The following is a 19,346-nucleotide window of genomic DNA, read 5'->3' on the forward strand; positions in this document are numbered from 1 at the left end:
ACATCATCACTCCCTTATAACGGTGACTACCCCACACTGCCGCGTTTTGCGCAGACATAGGTGGCGAAAGTTTGCAGTCTGCTGAGCGTCAGCAAAGATGTTAATCAGGCGACGCGCCTGCTGATAGCATTGCCAGCCGCTTCTGCCGAATTTATGCACTGCGCCCTCCTCTCGTCTGTCCATGAACTCCAGCCAGGCTGCCGCCCGCTTCGGACGCACGCTTAACCTTCCGGTGTCCGGCCAGACAGCCTGTCAGATGCTGGCGGGGAGCAGGACAGCGCTCAGCCTACAGTGCGCCAACATTTTCGACGCGCCAAATGTGGCACAGGCATTAACGTACAGAGAGGGTTCATTCCCCGGAAAACGAACGCAGAAGGGTTAAAGAGCACAGTATCAGGCGAAGGCGTGATCCGCTAAAGCACGCCGCCCAGCGACGTCCGCTCAGTCCTGTGTCGGACGGCTGCGGATGGAAAGTGAAATATTAATTTAACAAAACTAGTGTGGAGCAAGCGGAGCGGTGTGCCGATAGTAAATTGTGGTTAGTAACTAAAAACACAGCAAAATAACAACTTAAAAGAGAGAGCGCATGAAAATTTCCACCCGCCTTGCCGCCGGTTTCGGCCTTCTTATCCTCCTGTCTGCCATATGTACTGGCACTGCGCTTCATGCCCTGATTAAAGCGCGTGAAAGCCTGGATGATGTTGTTCGTTACAAAATGAAAAAAAGCCAGCTTGCCACCCTCATGCTCAGTGAACTGAAAGACATGGCCATCTCGGTGAGGACACTCGGCCTGCTCAGCGCTCCTGAAGACATGAAACCTGCTGATGTACTTATGCAGAAGAGTAAAGCCGACTTTCTGACCAGCCTTGCAGAAATGCATCAGATCATGGAAGCAGACTCAACGCCAGCGGGTCAGGAAGCGCTGAAAAGACTGAACGACGCTCAGAACGCTTTTTTTACCGTTTTTGAAAATGCCAGACAGCTCGGACTCGCCAATCAGGACAAGGCCTTTATTGCCTATCTTGCAAAAGAGGTCAATCCGGTTCAGGACAGGATGCTCAGCGCCCTTACTGACCTGGTAAAAATACAGAAGAAGGTTAGCGTCACATCCGGAGAACAAAACAGTGCCGCCATCGCACATGCCTCACTCATCCTGATGTTGCTCGCTGTCGCATCCGTGCTTGTTGCGGCAGGCACCGGTGTTTTCATTACCCGGCTGCTGATGCGTCAGCTGGGCGGTGAACCCGCACAGGCGCAGACGCTGGCTGCCAGCATCGCCGCAGGTGACCTGACCACCCCCGTCGTCCTTCGCCGCAACGACACAACCAGCCTGCTGGCCTCGCTGGACAGCATGCAGGCCAACCTGCGCGGCTTGGTGTCGCAGATCAAGGATGCCGCCGCCTCCGTGGCCCTGGCCGCCGACGAAATTGCTCAGGGGAACACCGAACTCTCTTCCCGCACCGAAGAACAGGCCGCCGCGCTGCAGGAAACCGCCGCCAGCATGGAGCAGCTGACCGCCACGGTGAAGAGCAACACTGCCGGTGCGCAGCAGACTGCGGAGTCCGCCCGCGAAACCGCGCGCACGGTCGACGCCGACAAGGCAAAGGTCACTGACATGACGGAGACGATGCATAACATTCAGGCAAGTGCGCTGAAAGTCCGGGATATTACATCGGTGATTGAGAGCATCGCGTTCCAGACCAATATCCTGGCGCTGAACGCCGCCGTTGAAGCGGCGCGCGCCGGGGAGGAAGGTCGCGGCTTCGCCGTGGTGGCCGGTGAGGTCCGTACGCTGGCGCAGCGCAGCGCCACGGCAGCGAAGGACATCAAGGCCCTGATTGAACAGGCCGTGAGCCAGGTGGACAGCGGCGTGGAGGTTGCCACTGGCACCGGGCAGAGCATCCTGAAAATCGTAGATATGGTCGGTGAACTGGCCGAATCCATGGACACGATTGCGCTGGCCTCGTCGGAGCAGATGCAGGGGATTTCGCAGGTCAGCGTGGCGGTGAGCCAGATGGACGGCGTAACGCAGAACAACGCGGCGCTGGTCGAGGAGTCATCGTCGGCATCCCGCTCCCTCTCTGAGCAGGCGCACGCCCTGCGCGGCATGGTGGAGGCATTCCGTGTCTGAAAAGGATGACATCGAGTACATGACTCTCGTCCTGAGACTAAAAGCAGATGTTGATGTACTTTTTACGCAACTGAAAAGCGGTGACTACAGCAGCCCGGATACCTTTGCCAACAATCTCCATCATCTGCTGCGAATGGTTAAGGACATTGAGCCCTTTCTGGCACAGTCCGGTCTTATTGATCGCCTGGCGCGTACTGATTTGCTGCTCACGGCAGATCTGCTGGGTATCGTCAGTTCAGTCGCCATACTGGGAAACTTTATTCACTGTCTTTCCCGTCAGGCCGCAAAAGAAACAACGGAGAAGCCGAAACCTGACGCGGGCTGAAATATGCCTGTCATGAAGTGCGAGTTAACTCTGATGTGATGTGGTTGTTGTCAGAAAGATACTTATCGCCTTCGGGCTGGCCCGTCGCGTTTATGCCGACGGGCTTTTTTTTACAGGCATAATGTCTGCCAGACAGCCCCCGCACCTGACTTTCCCTGCCCTTCCCTGCCTCCGGCCTGTCCGATCCTGTAGCGTGTTTCTTCACGGTCAGAAGACGCCCTGGACCGGACTGAATAAACAGACATTACCGGCTCACCGGGCGGACTATTCTTATCATTTGCGTTAGTCGCCATTTCCGGACCGGCAGCATTCGCTGACAGTCGGGTACACCGAAGCCTGCCGTGGCTGACGATGACACGGCATTGTCTCTGCTTGCGCCAGGCGCCTGCCCCCGCTGTACAGCACCAGCATGTGAATCCCTCCCTGTGGGCGCATTACGCTTCCAGATTTGACTACATCAAGACTCCGTGCGGCATCGTCATCAATAACGGTATGAGCACCTTGACTCCCGTGCTGGCCGGGCATTTTTCAAACACAAAGCGCGCGCATTGCTGCTCATCTTCCTTACATTGTGTCTTCCCACTCTTGTCTGCACCCCACACGAACCTCAGTGAAATCCTCCCTGAAGCGCAACGAAACACGTCAGCGTCATAACGGTTGCGCCACGCTTATCGGCACCTCGGATACCGACAAGGCAGGATTAAACAAATGACGGCTTTAAGCGTCTGAGCGGACGCCGCTTAGGGCATCAGGACGACTGATGTATCAGATGGCAGGTCAGATGTTTCGTGTGCGCTGTTTTGCTTTTTTGCCGCGCCAGTACTCTTCAAGGTAAGGCAGCAATTCAAGCACCACTATTCCTGTAAGTACAGCCACGATATAGTGGCCTGGCAACGGGTCTGCTCTGAGTTTAAGTTCAAATCGTGCAGATTCTTCACCGAAACCAAACAGTGCCAAAAACTGCGGCCAGTGACGGGAAACCACCAGCAGAAGCGCCACTAAAGGTAGCATTTCCAAAAAACTGTGCACATGCTGCTCAACCGGTGAGACCCGCCTGGCGGTCACAGCATAAGTCACATCCCACAGCGCTGTCGCCTCATGGCAGAAAAACAGCACTATCATAAACGCAATGACTAACGCGTTTACCTCTAAAAAGAGGGCCGCGAGTAAGGGCAGGCCCATCTCCAGAAACATCAGAATATGAATATAGGTTTCTTTCAGACCGGTGGTGGTTTCGATATCAGTGGCTCTGTGACAAAGCCAGTCCGCAAACCCAGCAATAAGCCAGACAGGCAAAATAAAGTAGAGCAGCAGCAACATCTGAGGATCGGAAGAAGGAAGCATTTTACTTTACCTGTAAAGCTTAAATGAAAAAGCATAGACGCAGAGCGAGGGTGAGCAAGGCAACCGGGACAGGATGAGCAGGACTGCGCGCCCCAAACAACTACATAAGCAGGTCAGAAACGTCCGCTTCTGCCACCGCGCAAACATTCATGCGTCAGACAAGCGACACCTTCCTCGCGAACCTTGTATTAGAAACAGTGCCAGAGCAGCAGACGTTACCCTGGCAGAGGGAAACGACCGCCTTTACAGGCAAACATGACGGGGTTACAAACCGGTTACTGCACCGTCTTTCCTGAATTATTTACCCTCAGTTGCAACGCAGCTCCCTCGACAAACGCTCAAGATGTCACCGCGCGTTATAAAAGCGGAGAGATGAAGTGTAAGCCGTACTTCTACAGGTCCTTGCACATATACACGCTTAAAGGATCGCTGATATAGGGAGGGAAAGCCTCACAAAGCCTGTAGCCGCAGCGACGATACAGCGCTATAGCGGGCTGTTGATGAATGCCGGTTTCAAGGCGTAGCTGATAACAGCTGTTCTCTGACGCGAATTTTTCAAGTGAGGCCAGAATTTGCTCGCCGAGTTGGCGTCCCCGATATTCTGGACGAATGTAAACCCGTTTAATTTCGCCTACGTTGCCGTCCTGAAGAAGTAAAGTGCCACAACCAGCGGGCAGCCCATTAGCATCCCGCGCAATGACGCAGCGCAGTTTCTTATTACTGATGGTGCAAAGGTCCAGGCAATGATGACTTTCTGCAGGATAAAGCGCGCGTTGAAACGCATCAAGTTCACTTATCAGGCAGGCTAACGCAGCGTCATCTTTATTTATTTCTGAAAGGTAGAACATGATAGTCCTTTTCATTTTCGTCTGATGAAATCATCACGATATTTCAGACCTGTTTATATTGTTTGTCTGACTCAGCACATGAACAGGCCTTATTTAATGACGCAGGGCATCACCTGTCGTGCTCCATGCCGGATTCTGGCGCATTATTACAACAACCGGTCTCACGTTTAAAAAACGCGCTTCCCCCTTTACTGGCGTACAACAAGAAAGTCACCCTACCTCCCTTCAATCAACGATAAACAGCGTTGCGCCCTGCGTTGTCGTCGAGCGATGCGCTTCGGCATTGTCCGCCACCTGATAGCTCACGCCAGGCGTCAGGACAAACACTCGTCCATCGTCCAGTTCCGTGGTCATTTCGCCTTTCAGGCACAGAAGAATGTGACCTTTTAAACACCAGTGATCGGCGACATAACCCGGAGAGTACTCAACCATTCTGACCCGGATAGCGCCAAACTTTGCCACACGCCAGAGCGCGAAGCCGCATTCACCTTCATGGCGTTCTTCCTCGATCTGTGACCAGTCGGTTATGCCAAAAGGGATATTTTCCATCTTCATTTTTTTATGCCTTATTCGCGAGGGTGAGTGACGTCACCTGGGGTATTTAAAGCGGAGCAGGCAGATAACGGCTGGCTCAGTAAACGCGACGCTTCAGCTTCAGGCCATTAAACCATTTCCTACCCTCTGCGCTCGGGTATGTGAGCCGTGAATACGAGTGGACTCGATGACAAACCTGGCGATAGTTAAACGGATCAGCGGATGGCTTTATCATTTTCCGGCTTTCTGTTTAGCTTTCTTAAACGTGTTATCTTTTCCCTGAACACCCGTACGTATTGACACTGCGTCCACGTAACGGTTTAGCGCAGCAAATTGCGTTTAATCCAGCGCCTCAGGGTTGATCACGTGGCTTGTGTCACCCTGGAAAAAACGCACCACATTGTCAAACGCGGTGCTGAAATAAAGCGTGTAACTGTCCTTTTCAACATAGCCGATGTGGGGCGTGCAAAGTACGTTGGGCATCGATAACACTGGATGCGCCGGATCGTAAAGGGGCTCTGCCTCAAAGACATCCAGCGCGGCAAATCCTGGACGGCCCTGCCGGAGCGCGCTCAGCAGGGCGCCCTCTGCCACCAGCTCTGCCCGGCTGGTGTTCACAAACAACGCATCGGGCTTCATCTGCACCAGGTCGCTCAGCGTGATGTTGCCCTCGGTGGCGGCCACCAGGCGCTGATGAACAGTTATCACATCGCTGGTGGCAAAAAACGCCTCACGGCTGGCTGGCACGATTAAGCCTTCTTGCTGCGCTTCCTGTCGGGCGCGATCGCTGCCCCAAATCTGCACCTGCATGCCAAACGCGCGGGCGTAAGCCGCAATGCGCTTGCCGATTTTGCCATAGCCCAGAATCCCTAACGTCTGTTTGTGTACACCCTGCCCCAGTTCTGCCTGCCAGTGTCCGGCACGCATGGCGTTAACGGCCTGTACGAACTTCCTGCGGGCCGCCATGATTAACAGCCATGTCAGCTCTGCCGGCGCAACGGGCGAACCCACGCCTTCCACCACCGCCACGCCAGCCCGGGAACAGGCTGCAAGATCGATATTGCGGGCGATCTTGCCGGTCTGGCTGATCAGCTTCAGTTGGGGCGTACGCTGTAAAAACGCCTCGTCAATGGTGGTGCGCTCGCGAATCAGGATCAGGGCCTGAGCACTTGCCAGCGCTTCAGCGGCGGCGGGATCGCAATGGATATCCCCAACGGCGGTACAGTGAAAGGCCGGATGGCGTTTCAGGCAGTCCAGTCCTGCCGTAGCCAGTTGATAATCGTCGGGAATACATACCGGTATCGTCATCGTTACGCGCGCCTCAAGAGTCGGATTCGCTTTTCACTGCCGCCTGTAAGCAGTCTTACATCATTAAAACACCAACAGGGTTTCGTCAATCGACTTCGCCGCATTCTGTCCATGCTTTTGAGCAAGGCGGATCCTGCCAATGGGTTGCGAAAAAAAGAGTGAATAGAAATCGCAGGACGCACGTTTACTCAGCAGAAATCTGAACGAGAGAACCCACGTCATGATTCATGCTCAACCCGTAAAACCCCGACAGCACGATGACCGGCTGACTCTGGCGCTGCACTGGATCACCGCCGCCAGCCTCCTCTTTTTATTCGCCAGCGCCCACATCTGGCAATGGCTGGAGCGCGACACACCGCTCAGGAAAGGCTTACAGTCAGTGCACATTTCCTGCGGTATTTTGCTGGCGCTGGTGATGGTGGTTCGTCCGGTCTGGCGGGTGATGAGTCAATGCTCGCCGCGTTATGCCCTGCCTGCTGCGTCGATATCCCGTCCGGCATCCATTCTGTCTCACTGCGTGCACGGCGCGCGCTGCCTGTTGCTGTTCACGCAGGTTGTATTGGGTTTTCTGTTCCGCTGGGCACAGCAGGAGCCGTTTCACTTTTTCGGCCTCTTTGAGCTAAGCCGGCGGGTCCATGTCGATGCCCTGTTTAAACATTCATTGAGGGAATGGCATAACACCATCGCCTGGACGCTGATCGTTCTGGCCGCGTTTCATGCCCTGCCGACCTGCTTCATCACTTTGTTTTCCGCGATAACGTGCTGCGTCGCATGCTGCCCGTTCGCCCGTTCGCCCGTTCCGCTAACTGGAGCTCTGCTATGAAAAACATTGCATCGATACTGCATAATACAGGCCGTAAACTATGGGTTCCGGCGCTGCTGCTGGTTATCCACACCGCACCCGCGCTGGCCGCAGGGGATGACAGCACCAACAGTACGATCCCGGACTGTCCGCATGGGCAGGTTTATGACAGCAAGCGTAAACAGTGCGTCCCCGATAAATCGGCGCGTCTGACTGACGAAGACAAAACCCGTTATGCCTATCATCTGGCGAAAAAAGGCGAGTACCAGGCCGCGCTGACGCTGCTGGACAAGCTGAAACAGCCTGACACCGCCGAGGCCTGGAATTACCGCGGCTATGCCACCCGAAAACTCGGGCGAACCGATGAAGGTATCGGGTATTATCAGCGTTCGCTGGCGCTCAATCCACGCTATGCCAAAGTACGCGAATATCTCGGTGAAGCGTGGCTGATTAAAGGTCGTCCCGACCTGGCGAAAGCGCAGTTAAATACTCTCGCCCGCCTGTGCGGAACGGGCTGCGAGGAGTATCGTGATTTGCAGGCCGCCATTGCTGGCCATCCGGAATCCTGATACGCAATGCGAGGACAGTGATATTACGACCAGCGAAGTTCGTCAGCAGCTTGCTGCCCATCTGACGCGCCTGTGGCGCTACGGCTTGGTGCTGTCCCGAAACCACGACGTTGCCGAAGAGCTGGTACAGTCGACCTGCGTTCGCGCGCTCGAAAAGAGCGCGCAGTATACGCCCGGCACGCGCATCGATCGCTGGCTGTTCACGATCCTTCACTCCATCTGGATTTCTGATCTGCGCGCCCGCCGCGTGCGGCTGGGACAGGGCTTTGTTGACAGTGACGAACTGCTGGCCCCGGACGCGCAGGAACGTGATGAAAAACGCCTGCATTTTCAGAAAATCATGCAGCGCGTCAGTGCGCTACCGGAAGCCCAGCGTAATACCGTGTTTCTGGTTTATGTAGAAGGCTTTACCTATCAGGAAGCCGCAGAGACGCTGGCCGTGCCTGTCGGCACCATCATGAGCAGGCTGGCCACCGCGCGTTCGGCGCTGGCCAAGTCGTTTGATGATAGGGATGCCGCAAAGGAGAAACGCTCATGAACACGTCGCAATTTACGCCTCCGTACAGCGACGAAGCCCTGGTCGCCTGGCTGGATGGCGAGATGGATCCGGCTGACGCGCGCAGGCTCGAAGCGCTGCTGGAGACGGATTCTGATCTGGCTGATCGCATTGATGAACTGATGAAAAGCCAGCTCGACTTTGAGGCGGCCTTTGCGCCGTTACTGGACAAAGCCCCGGAAGCCAACATGCGGCGCCAGCTGGATGCACTCTCAGCTCCCCCCGCGCCTGAACCCAAAATGACGTCCACTACGGGCGTCAGTCGTCGTTCACTGATCGCCGCCTCGCTGAGTTTTCTGCTGATCGGCTCGGGGCTGGGTTATCTGGCGCGCCCCGGCAAAACCGCGCTGAGTGAGAGTGAGAAGATTCGCGATCTTGAAGCGCAGTACATGTCGCTCTACAGCGCAGAAACCCTGCTGGATGCCGATAACTCCCCTGCCGCCTTGCAGCATGGCCTGGCCCGCACGGCACAGGATATCGGTCTGCATCTGCATACGCAGCAGCTCACGCTGCCCGACGCAGAGTTAAAAATGGTGCGCATGCTACGCTATGACAGTACGTCAATTGCGCAGATTGCCTGGATCCATGCGGAATATGGCCCGATGGCGCTGTGCATTTCCCCCGATGCGCATCCGACTTCAACCGGGCTTGAGCGCGAACAGCGCCATGATATGCGCCTGGTGTGGTGGCATCACCGCGGCTACCAGTTTGTTCTGATTGGCCGCAATCCGGCCGGGGAATTATCCGCCAGCGCCAGTGCCCTGAAAACCGCGCTTAACGCCTGACCACCACGCGGCAGTTAGCCAGGCGCGTTCAGGGGACATGGCTGGCCTCTGCCTGAATATCGATAGTAATGGTTACCCTGTCATCCACCAGCGAGGTAAAGCGATCCATATGGTAGGCCGAGCGCGAGATCGTGGTCATCGCATGCAGCGAGATCCTGTCGCCAGTCTCTGCGGTGCGATCATGCTCTTCCATCGTCGCGTCAAGGATCACCGGTCGCTGGACGTCCTTCACCGCTAACGCACCAAAAAGCCGGTATTTACCGTTGCCGCGCGCCACGATGCGGGTGCTGGTGAAGACGATATTGGGATAGCGCGGCGCATCAAAAAACATGCTGCTTTTAAGCTGATAGGTCAGCAGATTGTTTGAGGCGATTAGCGTGGAAACCGGAATGGTGACCCGGACATGATTATCCAGCTCATTCGCCGGGTTCAGCGTCACCTCGCCGGTCACACCCGTCAGTTTCGCATGCGACATCCCGCCAAAGGCACGCCATGACAGCCCTATTGCCGTGTCAGGCGTGGAAATCGTGTAGTAAAGCGGGGCCGCATGGGCGAACGGACTCAGCAGCACTCCAGCAACCAAAAAAGAAACAGCGCGCGTCATAGCAGGCTTCTCCAGTAAACAGATAACGCGTTAACGCGCCAGGTGACAACGTTATTCGATTGATACTTACAGTTATATAACATTCGTGAGGCCGGAGATCGCATTTGGATGGGGAAGCGGCACGGTTATATGAGGTGGATGCAGGATAGTGCGGTGGTTTTTGGCGATGCGCGAGCGTCTTTCCGCTGGGAGCGGAGTTGTTGGCGCGGTGTCCGGCGTGGAGGTTGCCCAACCTGTTATCTGAAGCGGATGCAGATCTTCATCGCTTGTGATAAGAAAGAAAATTAATCTGAGTTCAGGAGATGAGTTATGTACCTGGATGATATTCCCCTTAATTTTCGGCAGCATGAAACCTTTTATCTGATCGCCCCGGACATGAGTCGTACGGAAGAAATGCAGCAAAAACTGAATGCATTTAGTTCCCTTCATCATGAATTCCTGCTCTGGTCTCCCGGTTTTCACTCTCTGAATGCTGTTGAGAAAAATATGGCGGAGGCGGCCGGGAATTTCCTGAATGACAACGTTGAATATAAGTTTTTAATCATTGATCGTCAGTCAGATGACCTCTCAGGCTGTATTAGCTTATTTATCAGGAATCGCGCGATTCCTTATTATGAAATCGGCTACTGGCTCGCCACTGATATGTGGGGTAAAGGCATTATGTCTGAAGCTTGTAAGCTGGTCACAAACATGGCCGCCGATTTTTTTCAGGCAAAGCGAATCGAAATTCGTACGGCAGGACGTAACGTACGCAGTCAGTCTGTTGCGTTAAAGTGCGGTTTCAAACCCGAAGCCAGACTGGTTAACGAACGCCTCGATAGTCTGGGGCGGATTGATGATACGGTTATCTACCGGTATTAGCACGGCTTAAATATGAGTGATAAATCAGAAAAAGAGCGGTTTTCTACCTGCTCATTTTGCATCTCGTCAGCGATGCCATCACAGCTTCAGTGCGATGACACAAATGCAGAGTTTTGCTGCAAAGGCGGAAAGGCGAAATTACGTTGCATACGCTTTATCTCTTCTGCCGGTGGCAGGCCAAACAGCCGTTTGAACTCACGATTAAATTGCGACGGGCTCTCGTAGCCAACGGCGTAGCTCGCGGCGGCGGCAGTGAGCTGCTGACGGACCATCAGCATTCGCGCCTGATGCAGGCGAACTGATTTTACATACTGCATCGGCGGCAGCTGGGTTATGGCTTTAAAGTGGTGATGAAAGGTCGGCACGCTCATACCGCTTTCCGCCGCCAGTTGCGTAAGCGTTAAAGGATCAGCATAAGTGGCATGGATACGCCGTAAGGCTTTGCCGATTTTGCCGAACTGACCTTGTAAAGCCAGCGCCGCGCGCATTGCGTTGCCCTGCGCGCCGGTTAATACACGAAAATAGAGTTCGCGCATCCTCCCGTGCCCCAGAATGGCGGCTTCTGCGGGATTCTCCAGCACGTCAAGCACACGTAACACAGCCGTTTTTATCGTGTCATCCATCGGGCTCGACATCATGCTCTCAGGCGCGGCGGAAAGTTGCGGTGCACCATGCTGCTCAATCTGCAGCATCAGTTCCGCAGCAAGCTGAAAATCCAGATGAATATATATAGCCAGTAGCGGATGGTCTGCCGATGCGTCAGTTTCCATGGTAAAGGGCACGGGGACTGAGACGGCAAGATAGTGCTGTTCATCGTACAGATAGGTCTTTTGACCGAAATAACCGCGTTTACGGCCCTGGCAGACAATGACAAGGCCGGGATCATAGAGCACAGGGGTTCTGGCAAGCGGGCGGTTGGCGCGCAAAATTCTCACATCGGGCAGCGCAGTAAGGTTGTACCCTTCCTGAACGGCCAGTGTTTTTACCCGTGTAATCATGTCGGACATTATCGCACCCTCATAAAATCAGGCAATAAAACCAGAAGATATGGCCTGAAAATCCATTGGTGCAGAGAATATCATGCAGCTTTTACTGCATGGGAATAAATTATGACATCTGCAAAAACGATTTTTATCACCGGTGTGAGTAGTGGCTTTGGTCATGCCCTGGCGAAGGAAGCCCTGCTTGCGGGCCATCGGGTTATTGGAACCGTGCGCAACCCTGACGCATTACAGGCATTTGAAGCGCTTGATGCGCAGCGGGCATTTGGTCGCCTGCTTGACGTGACAGACGTTGAGCGAATTGCTGAGACCGTTAAGGAGATAGTCGCTACCGTTGGTCCTGTTGATGTTCTGGTGAACAATGCGGGTTATGGTCATGAAGGCATTCTGGAAGAATCTTCGCTGGAAGAAATGCGCCGCCAGTTTGACGTAAATGTGCTTGGCGCAGTGGCGATGATAAAAGCCGTCCTGCCAGAGATGCGTCAGCGACGCTGCGGCCACATCATCAATATCACGTCAATGGGCGGTTTTATCACCCTGCCCGGTATCAGCTATTACTGCGGCAGCAAATTTGCGCTGGAAGGCATATCAGAAACCTTAGGTAAGGAACTGGCCCCGTTTAATGTAAAAGTCACCGCGGTCGCACCCGGCTCGTTTCGCACCGACTGGGCCGGTCGCTCAATGTCACGCAGTGCCCGCACCCTTCCGGACTACGACGCGTTATTTGACCCCATTCGCCAGGCGCGCCAGGAAAAAAGCGGAAACCAGCCCGGCGATCCCGTAAAAGCAGCGCAGGCCATCCTGACGTTGATTGAAAGCCAGAGCCCACCCACGCACTTGTTGTTAGGCAGTGATGCATTAACGTTGGTGCGGCAAAAGCTCGCCGCTTTGCATCATGAAATCGAACAATGGGAATCCCTGACACTTTCAACAGATGGCTAATTCGTTGCTGAAATACATCCCTGTGATGGCTGTTGAAACGGTCAGCCATCACAGATGGATGGTGCGTATGATAAAGGGGTTACCCGGGAGTGAAGGTAATTTCCATTATTCCCGGGCGTTGATATTGTTCTGTAGCTTTGTGCCAGAATCAGACCTGGAATCCAAAATGAGGCGCTGTTAAATACGAAAACGATTAGTTTTTCGAAGCTGCTCTTGTCTTCAGGTAATACTCACCTGCAAGGTAACCCGTTACCGCAATGAAGGTTATTGCCCCGCCCAGTAATGTATTGCCGGGCGGTAATTCACTGAAGAAGATCCAGACCCATAAAGGCCCCAACACAATATCAGTTTGCGCAATAAGGCTGGCTTCAGCGGGGTTAATATACCGACTACCTGCCATGAAAAGGAGATAACTCAGACTCTGCGTGGCCAGCGCAAAAGCACATAACCATACCATGTCATGTAAACCGGGAAGTGGAAGGCCCTGCGGCATCATTATAAAACAGAATGCACCGCAGAGTGCGCACGCCAGTGCCGTAACTGCCGGCAGATTCATATCCGGCCATGTCCCGGACATCACGATGCTGGCGGCAAAACCGGCCGTCATCATGAGTGCCAGTGCGTTACCCGCCATATCGCCCGTACCTGAGGCAGAGGTCGCCATAACAATGACCCCCACGAGACTCAGTGCCGCCGAGATAAGCGCGCGCTTTGTTATTTTTTTCTTCTGTATCAGCCAGCCCAGCCCCATGGCAAAAAAGGGAATGGTGGCATAAACCGTCATCACACCAGCAACACTGGTGAGTTTCAATGCCGCTACGTAACAAAACATAGAAACCGCCATGACGGCAGCCGCGATCAGACCTTTTATACCCATATCATGACGAAATGCAAAACGGCGCAAATACCCACCCAGCGCCAGCAGAAGAACCAGTGACAGAAAAGCAAACAGTGACCGCCATGCGACCATTGCCCACGTGTTCATATCGAGCATTCTCACGAAGAAACCTGCTGAACTCCACATGACGGCTGAAAGGCACACCATGCTTATCCCCAGACTGTGCCTGCTGGCGGTTTTAAACAGTGGCATCGCTTATCCTTGTTCGCTATAGTTTTAAAAAAAAGTAGAACGGTCTAATTATTATGACAAAGAGTGATACGCGCAAACGTCTTTTAAATGCCGGTGTAAGGGTTTTCATGAGGGAAGGATATGAAGGTAGTGGTATTACCACTATTCTTGGTGAAGCAGGAATGCCTAAAGGATCATTTTATAATCTCTTCTCCAGCAAAGAAGAATTTGCCTGTGCCGCCCTTGACGTCTATATCAAGACGTTTGACGCACTCCGGGAAAATACACTGCTGAATACAGCGCTTGTTCCCCGCCAGCGTCTGATAAACTGGCTGAGCGGACACAGGGAATATATTGAGCGTGAACCCGAAGCAGGCGGCTGTCTGGCAGGAATTATAGGGCAGACGGGCGCTGTACACAGTGAAAAAATGCGTCAGAAGCTGCTGGCAATTTTTAGCGCCTGGGAGCGCGATCTGATTAACATCTTTACTGACGCTCAGCAGTCTCAGACATTATCGCCACGCATGTCTCCGGAAAGCGCGGCAAGGCTGGTTATTCACAGTTATGAAGGCGTAATGATCCGTATTCGCATAGAACGTAGCCTTTCTCCTTATGCTTTCTTGATGCAAACGCTACCAGACCTTCTTTTTGCTGAACCTGACGCTGTTTAAAGCATTACAGTCCGTCAAAACGGCTGACGGGATAGTATGGCTAACCGCATCGCCGGGCCTGATACAGGACGGACTCTCACAAAAGGCACCTTGCGGTAAAAGCCGGTTTACGCCGCCAGGCACTTTGTACGGCATTGCAGAAATATTCCCGTTATGAGGTCTGCCTCTTTCTGCCCGAATACGCCACCATCCAGACCGCAATGCCGATGAGGCAGGCGCCTGCAATAAATTTCTCTCCAATTTTCTCGTCAAGCGCAAGATAGCCCCACAAGCAGGCAAAGGGAGGGATAATAAATGTGACCGTAAGAGATTTCAGAGGCCCCGTATCTGCAATAAGCCTGAAATACAAAATGTACGCCAGCGCAGTACAGATTAAGCCCAGCGCGACTACGCTGCTCCATACCCAGGGCTGAAACCCGTTAACGGTACCTGCTGAAAACAGGTTCCAGCCAAAAAAGGGGAACAGAAAAACGGATGCCCCAGCCTGACTTCCAGGTGCGACCAGAAGCGGATCGAGCCCTCCCCGCTCGGTAATCCATCGTCTGGTAAGATAACCCGTAAGTCCGTAACAGGTTGTCGCCACCAGACAGGCCAGCGCGCCTGCTATAAACATTCCGCCTAAACCAGAGAAAGCAGGACTGCTTATAAGCATTATTCCCGCCAGACCCGTTAATATTCCGATCAATTTTCTTACGGTGATGACTTCCCCAAAAAAGCAGTAGCCGATAAGTGCTCCCATCATCGGCGCTGTCGCGTTAAACAGTGCGGAGTAGCCCGTCGGGAGCCATCTCGCCGCAATACAGTACATCAGAAAAGGAAGGCCGGAATTGATGATGCCGAGCACCAGCTTTGCCCTCAGTTTCCCATTGAATGTCTGTAATTGCCTGTTGAACAGGACGACGGCGGCAAGACCCGTAAATCCTAATAGTACGCGTAAAAAAGCCACGTTAATGGATCCAAAGGCGGGCACGGCTATTCTCATAAACAGAAAACTTGAACCCCACACCGCGGCCAGTAAAATAAGCCTGACAACATCAGAAATCTTCATCTGGTTTTTCCTGACCGATCCCAAACGGCATGCTCATTTACAGAACACGTTCGGCAAGACAGGCGAAACATCCCCGTTTTGCGTAGTGGAAATGAATATAACTTACGGCAGGATCGTCGAAAAAATGATTCAGCCATTGTTCCGCTGCATTGCCCTGACAGATTTCAGCTTTTACCATGAGATGGTTTTCACTATAGGCTCTGAGGGAAAGAAGTCTGTGGATCATCACTTCCGGTATGTTATTGAGATATATGCCCTGCTCCGTACATCCCTCCCACAGATAGATGGCATGAGAGCCATGGTAAGGTGTATTTGCGGGCTGATAGGTATGGTTGATCAGAATCGCTGTTTCACCGGCAGGAATATCGCGCAGCGAGATTCTGTCGGGATACCCCGGGCAACTCTCGACCTTGACTCTTACAGCACCGTGGAAAGTTAAATAGTGTTCGTCCTGGCCAAAAAGATGGACGAACTGTCCCGCATCAAGCCCCGAAATTTTGTAGTTCATTTTCGCCTCCCGTGTTGGTCAGAATGACAGTACCTTTTTATTGACGGGAACTGCTCGCTGTTTTCGGACAGGGAAATACTGCATACAGGATTGAGAAAGGGTTACGTTAAAGCCGTGGTAAAAGGCGAAGAAATCAGAGGGAATGCTGGCATTCAAACGCATGTGTCTGCTACAAGCCACTCACAGGTCGGCTCGGTCAGCCGGTCGGTAACCTGACGCATCACAAACGACATCATCAAGTGCAGGCAGCCGCTTTGCAGGCTCACAGTGATTGCTACTGTCCGCCAGGTCGAAAGCGTGGTAATCCCCCTGGAGTATGAAAACGCATTGTCGGTACGGTCAGCTGACATCCTGAATTTGTTTGAACACGCAAAAATCCTCCATGAACTGACAAAGGCGCAGTTGATGCGATGAGATGAACGCAGGGTAAAGCAGGCTGAATTTTTTTAAAGGGTGCAGACACCACAATGGTAAAGGGTGCCTGCAGATTTTATGCGTTATGCGTTGTCATCGTCAGTACAACCCAGACCTGAAGAAGGATCATTACAACCTGGGTTAATTTCCAGATGGTGATGCCACGCAGCCAGTTTAACCGCGCTTTCACTGGTCGAGACATCGGTTTTTTGAGCAGACGTATCTTTGACTGAATCGAGCCCAGGCATCGCGCGGGAAGGCAGCTCTTTTGCAAACGTAGCGCCCTGCAGGCCAGCCAGTAAGACTGCGGCTAACGCTGCGGTTTTAACGGCAGATTTCATGACAGATACAGGCATAACGATTCCTCTCAGCTAAAGTAAACAGAATGCTGATGGCTCTGACAGCGCTCAGCGAATCCAGAAACATCATCATAAAACCTTCAGAAACACAGTAGGCACGCTCTCAGCGTCAGGCTCCGATGCGCCTCTGTTATTCAAGAATGCTTATATGTCAGTTTGATAATACGGGTTATTAAAGACAGTAAGAATATGTTGCTAACGGGTAGCAATCAAATGGTGATAGTGATCAGGCACATCAACTCAGGGCCAGGATTAAAAGCGCTCTCATAAAGGCTTTGTGCTTTCGATAAGGTGAGTTCTTCTCTTTAAGATGAGCATCACTATCCCCTTTGAACCGGGTTTAATTCAGATAAGTCCTGCCCTTTGTGCATTCACCTGTGTGAGTCCGCACGACGTCAGAAGCGAACGTTTAAAATATATTTTGCTTCGCCGGGCAACAACCCCGTATCAGATCTGAATCCTGTTCTCCCAGTTACTCCTTAAAAAAGGAAAGGATTATGTCTCTATTGCAGAATCACCGTGACCTGCTCCCTGTAAATGAATACGCGGCTTCATTAGCAAACTCTCTACTGTCGGCTAACTTCGCGCGTCCGCTTTTCGCTCAAAACGGACCCTCATCTCAGTCAGCCTGTCCGCTTTGTGTCAGAAGCAGACGTTGTCACGCCAGGAATTAATGGATGTGCACCGGACTTTCTGGAAAACGAAAGATTTTCATACTTTCTTTAGCGAAGTCTGGGCTGCGCTGTGTGGAAACAGGTTTGTAACCCAGTGGATTTCTGGTCGCTGCCGGATTGAAATAACCCGTATATGTCTTTGCGTGGCTCAGGCAGACGATCGACGCTGAACAACTTAAACCCCATACTCTCAGGACTGACTGTTTCCACTGACGGCGCGGTTTCTTCCGTTTCGCTTGGCTTGATAAAGCGCGTTATCAGCCTGCTCTTTTAGTCTTTCTGCCTCACTGGCGTCTCCCCTGGCGGTTATCGTCCCGCACCCGGCGCTGACAGTTACGGTCCCGCCCTCTACAGCGGTTGCTTTATGCACCAGTCCGGCATCGGACACGGCCTGCACCGCCCGTTGCGCCACTTTCAGTGCATCAGCCTGACCGGTATTTGGCAGGATGACAGCAAACTCCTCTCCACCGTAACGGGCCACGATATCGTCACTGCGATGGATAACGCTCTTAAGGGCAACACCTACTTTTTTCAGACACTCATCGCCCGTCACGTGCCCGTACGTATCGTTGTAGCGCTTGAAGTAGTCAATATCCACCATAATCAGCGACAGCGGTTCACCTGACTCAGCCGAGCGTTTCAGATTCCTTTCCAGCAGCACATCAAACTGCCTGCGGTTAGCCAGTCCCGTCAGGCCATCCACCAGTGCCAGTGACTGAAGCGTATGGTTAATGCCGGTAAGTTCATCCCTGACCAGCGTCAACTCCAGCTGGTTTTTTACGTTGACTCTGACCTGTCTCAGCATAAATAACCCCATCCCGGTGATGACAAACAGCAGCACGACATTGAGTGCTAAATCGATCAGGTTTTCAGATATCCATTCAGCCCGGGCTTCGTCCCGGTCATATCCTGCCGTTACAATCAGTGGATACCGTTCCAGCCGGGCATAACCAAATATCCGCTCCACACCGTCAAGCGCAGAGCGCCATGACGCACTGCCGCTGTCAGAATTTTTAAGCACGCTCCTGAACAGCGGGCTTGAGGAAAGGCTGCGGTTGATATAGGAATCGGGTAAAGGACGAATGTAAAGCACGGACGTGTCGGCAAGGATAAGCGCCAGCATATCCCGCTTGCCCAGGCTGTAGTAACTGTAGAACTGCCGAAAATAGTCCACCTTCACGGTCGCCAGCGCAACCCCTGCAAAATTGCCGGCGGCATCATTCAGCCGGACCGATACCGGTATGACCAAATCGCCCGTTGAGCGGCTTCGGATTACGTGACTGATATGAATCCCTGTATCAGCATGCGTGCGGTGCCAGATAAAATAGTCCCGGTCAGCATTAGTTGCCTTTACCGGCACGAAGCTGCCTGACGTCGCGACCCAGTTGCCCTGTCTGTCATAGATGAACAAACCGTGCAGTTGGGGAAGCTTTCCCTGCTGCTCGTGGATTTGCGATTTAAATGCTGACGTGGAAGCATACTCCGGTCCGTTCAGCGTAAATTGCCTCACTGCGTCGCTAAGAGTGATGTCCACCTGAAGAAACGCGTCTTCGGCCTGCCTGGCAAGTGAGACGGAAAGATTACGCGCGCCTTCCTCCCGCTCACAAAGTTTGAGGCGCCAGTCATTCCAGAGAGACCACGCGTTAATACCGACAACCGACAGGGCCGTAACGAGTAAAAATACAGCCAGGCTACGGCCAAGCGATGTCCGCATCAGCGGGGAAGATACGTTATCGGGTAACTGATTCAAGAAGGCATGACTCCGGAAGGCATTAGAAACACTTAAGGATATAGCAGGTGGACGATTTTAAAAGCTTTCTGAGGTTTGACCAGACCTCCCTGGGCGGGCGAACATCTCAACTGCCTTTGCAAGGTTTTTATCATTTGAGTCTCCCCTGTATTGCCCGCCGGGCTGAAGAGAGTCCAGGCTGTTTGTCAAAAAGCCAGAAACGCAGATGAGTCACGAAAAGGGATGCTTAACCGTGGACTGATT

Annotated in this window: 19 protein-coding genes and 1 pseudogene; 9 read left to right on the forward strand and 11 right to left on the reverse strand. The window is 53.0% G+C overall.

What is annotated here, in order from left to right; translation table 11 throughout:
• The first annotated feature begins 586 nt into the window (after nt 1-586).
• Nucleotides 587-2,131, forward strand: a complete 1,545-nt coding sequence (locus C1N59_RS12100) for a methyl-accepting chemotaxis protein (RefSeq protein WP_394549589.1) — start codon at nt 587-589, stop codon at nt 2,129-2,131.
• A gap of 19 nt (nt 2,132-2,150) precedes the next feature.
• The gene (locus C1N59_RS12105; RefSeq protein ID WP_133745163.1) at nt 2,151-2,456 is read left to right on the forward strand and encodes a hypothetical protein; all 306 of its coding nucleotides are present in this window, start codon (nt 2,151-2,153) and stop codon (nt 2,454-2,456) included.
• A 777-nt stretch (nt 2,457-3,233) separates the two neighbouring features.
• On the opposite strand, the gene C1N59_RS12110 is transcribed toward C1N59_RS12105, so the two are convergent.
• The 4 genes from C1N59_RS12110 to C1N59_RS12125 all read right to left on the reverse strand — a co-directional run bounded on the left by C1N59_RS12110 (nt 3,234) and on the right by C1N59_RS12125 (nt 6,490).
• Nucleotides 3,234-3,800 (reverse strand): hypothetical protein, encoded by a 567-nt coding sequence (locus tag C1N59_RS12110; protein ID WP_054633972.1) that lies wholly within the window; start codon nt 3,798-3,800, stop codon nt 3,234-3,236.
• A gap of 392 nt (nt 3,801-4,192) precedes the next feature.
• Nucleotides 4,193-4,648, reverse strand: coding sequence for a GNAT family N-acetyltransferase (locus tag C1N59_RS12115; RefSeq protein ID WP_394549591.1), 456 nt, complete (start codon nt 4,646-4,648; stop codon nt 4,193-4,195).
• A gap of 225 nt (nt 4,649-4,873) precedes the next feature.
• Nucleotides 4,874-5,203, reverse strand: a complete 330-nt coding sequence (locus C1N59_RS12120; RefSeq protein WP_283787112.1) for a DHCW motif cupin fold protein — start codon at nt 5,201-5,203, stop codon at nt 4,874-4,876.
• Nucleotides 5,204-5,521: 318 nt separating this feature from the next.
• Nucleotides 5,522-6,490: a D-2-hydroxyacid dehydrogenase family protein gene (locus C1N59_RS12125; RefSeq protein ID WP_394549593.1), complete on the reverse strand. Its 969-nt coding sequence runs from the start codon at nt 6,488-6,490 to the stop codon at nt 5,522-5,524.
• Between the two features lie 220 nt (nt 6,491-6,710).
• Here C1N59_RS12125 and C1N59_RS12130 point away from each other — a divergent pair.
• The 4 genes and pseudogenes from C1N59_RS12130 to C1N59_RS12145 all read left to right on the forward strand — a co-directional run.
• Nucleotides 6,711-7,279 (forward strand): annotated as a pseudogene (locus C1N59_RS12130) (cytochrome b); the annotation flags it as partial.
• 30 nt (nt 7,280-7,309) lie between these two features.
• Nucleotides 7,310-7,861, forward strand: coding sequence for a tetratricopeptide repeat protein (locus C1N59_RS12135; protein ID WP_054633976.1), 552 nt, complete (start codon nt 7,310-7,312; stop codon nt 7,859-7,861).
• Complete coding sequence (locus C1N59_RS12140; RefSeq protein WP_394550846.1) at nt 7,842-8,399, forward strand: sigma-70 family RNA polymerase sigma factor; 558 nt, start codon at nt 7,842-7,844, stop codon at nt 8,397-8,399. The genes C1N59_RS12135 and C1N59_RS12140 overlap by 20 nt, the downstream gene beginning before the upstream one ends.
• Nucleotides 8,396-9,202, forward strand: a complete 807-nt coding sequence (locus C1N59_RS12145) for an anti-sigma factor family protein (RefSeq protein ID WP_394549594.1) — start codon at nt 8,396-8,398, stop codon at nt 9,200-9,202. Before C1N59_RS12140 ends, C1N59_RS12145 begins: the two co-directional genes overlap by 4 nt.
• Nucleotides 9,203-9,230: 28 nt before the next feature.
• On the opposite strand, the gene C1N59_RS12150 is transcribed toward C1N59_RS12145, so the two are convergent.
• Complete coding sequence (locus C1N59_RS12150; protein WP_054633978.1) at nt 9,231-9,806, reverse strand: YceI family protein; 576 nt, start codon at nt 9,804-9,806, stop codon at nt 9,231-9,233.
• 309 nt (nt 9,807-10,115) lie between these two features.
• Here C1N59_RS12150 and C1N59_RS12155 point away from each other — a divergent pair, with 309 nt between their 5' ends.
• Nucleotides 10,116-10,667 (forward strand): GNAT family N-acetyltransferase, encoded by a 552-nt coding sequence (locus C1N59_RS12155; RefSeq protein WP_033738408.1) that lies wholly within the window; start codon nt 10,116-10,118, stop codon nt 10,665-10,667.
• Between the two features lie 86 nt (nt 10,668-10,753).
• Here the strand turns inward: C1N59_RS12155 and C1N59_RS12160 are convergent, their stop codons facing one another.
• Entirely contained in the window at nt 10,754-11,674 is a 921-nt protein-coding gene (locus tag C1N59_RS12160; protein ID WP_394549595.1) for an AraC family transcriptional regulator, read from the reverse strand.
• 102 nt (nt 11,675-11,776) lie between these two features.
• Between C1N59_RS12160 and C1N59_RS12165 the strand changes: the two genes are divergently transcribed.
• Nucleotides 11,777-12,610 (forward strand): oxidoreductase, encoded by an 834-nt coding sequence (locus C1N59_RS12165; RefSeq protein ID WP_394549596.1) that lies wholly within the window; start codon nt 11,777-11,779, stop codon nt 12,608-12,610.
• 193 nt (nt 12,611-12,803) lie between these two features.
• On the opposite strand, the gene C1N59_RS12170 is transcribed toward C1N59_RS12165, so the two are convergent.
• Entirely contained in the window at nt 12,804-13,700 is an 897-nt protein-coding gene (locus tag C1N59_RS12170) for a DMT family transporter (protein WP_394549598.1), read from the reverse strand.
• A 53-nt stretch (nt 13,701-13,753) separates the two neighbouring features.
• On the opposite strand from C1N59_RS12170, the gene C1N59_RS12175 reads away from it, so the two are divergent.
• Complete coding sequence (locus tag C1N59_RS12175) at nt 13,754-14,350, forward strand: TetR/AcrR family transcriptional regulator (protein ID WP_394549599.1); 597 nt, start codon at nt 13,754-13,756, stop codon at nt 14,348-14,350.
• A 151-nt stretch (nt 14,351-14,501) separates the two neighbouring features.
• Here C1N59_RS12175 and C1N59_RS12180 read toward each other — a convergent pair whose 3' ends face one another.
• The 4 genes from C1N59_RS12180 to C1N59_RS12195 form a co-directional block, all read right to left on the reverse strand.
• Nucleotides 14,502-15,398, reverse strand: coding sequence for a DMT family transporter (locus C1N59_RS12180; protein WP_394549600.1), 897 nt, complete (start codon nt 15,396-15,398; stop codon nt 14,502-14,504).
• A gap of 37 nt (nt 15,399-15,435) precedes the next feature.
• Nucleotides 15,436-15,906, reverse strand: a complete 471-nt coding sequence (locus C1N59_RS12185) for a DUF1203 domain-containing protein (protein ID WP_110267633.1) — start codon at nt 15,904-15,906, stop codon at nt 15,436-15,438.
• A gap of 497 nt (nt 15,907-16,403) precedes the next feature.
• The gene (locus C1N59_RS12190; protein ID WP_394549601.1) at nt 16,404-16,676 is read right to left on the reverse strand and encodes a hypothetical protein; all 273 of its coding nucleotides are present in this window, start codon (nt 16,674-16,676) and stop codon (nt 16,404-16,406) included.
• 867 nt (nt 16,677-17,543) lie between these two features.
• Nucleotides 17,544-19,067, reverse strand: coding sequence for a diguanylate cyclase (locus C1N59_RS12195; protein WP_394550848.1), 1,524 nt, complete (start codon nt 19,065-19,067; stop codon nt 17,544-17,546).
• Between the last annotated feature and the right edge of the window lie 279 nt (nt 19,068-19,346).

The organism is Pantoea sp. SGAir0183, assembly GCF_043545505.1.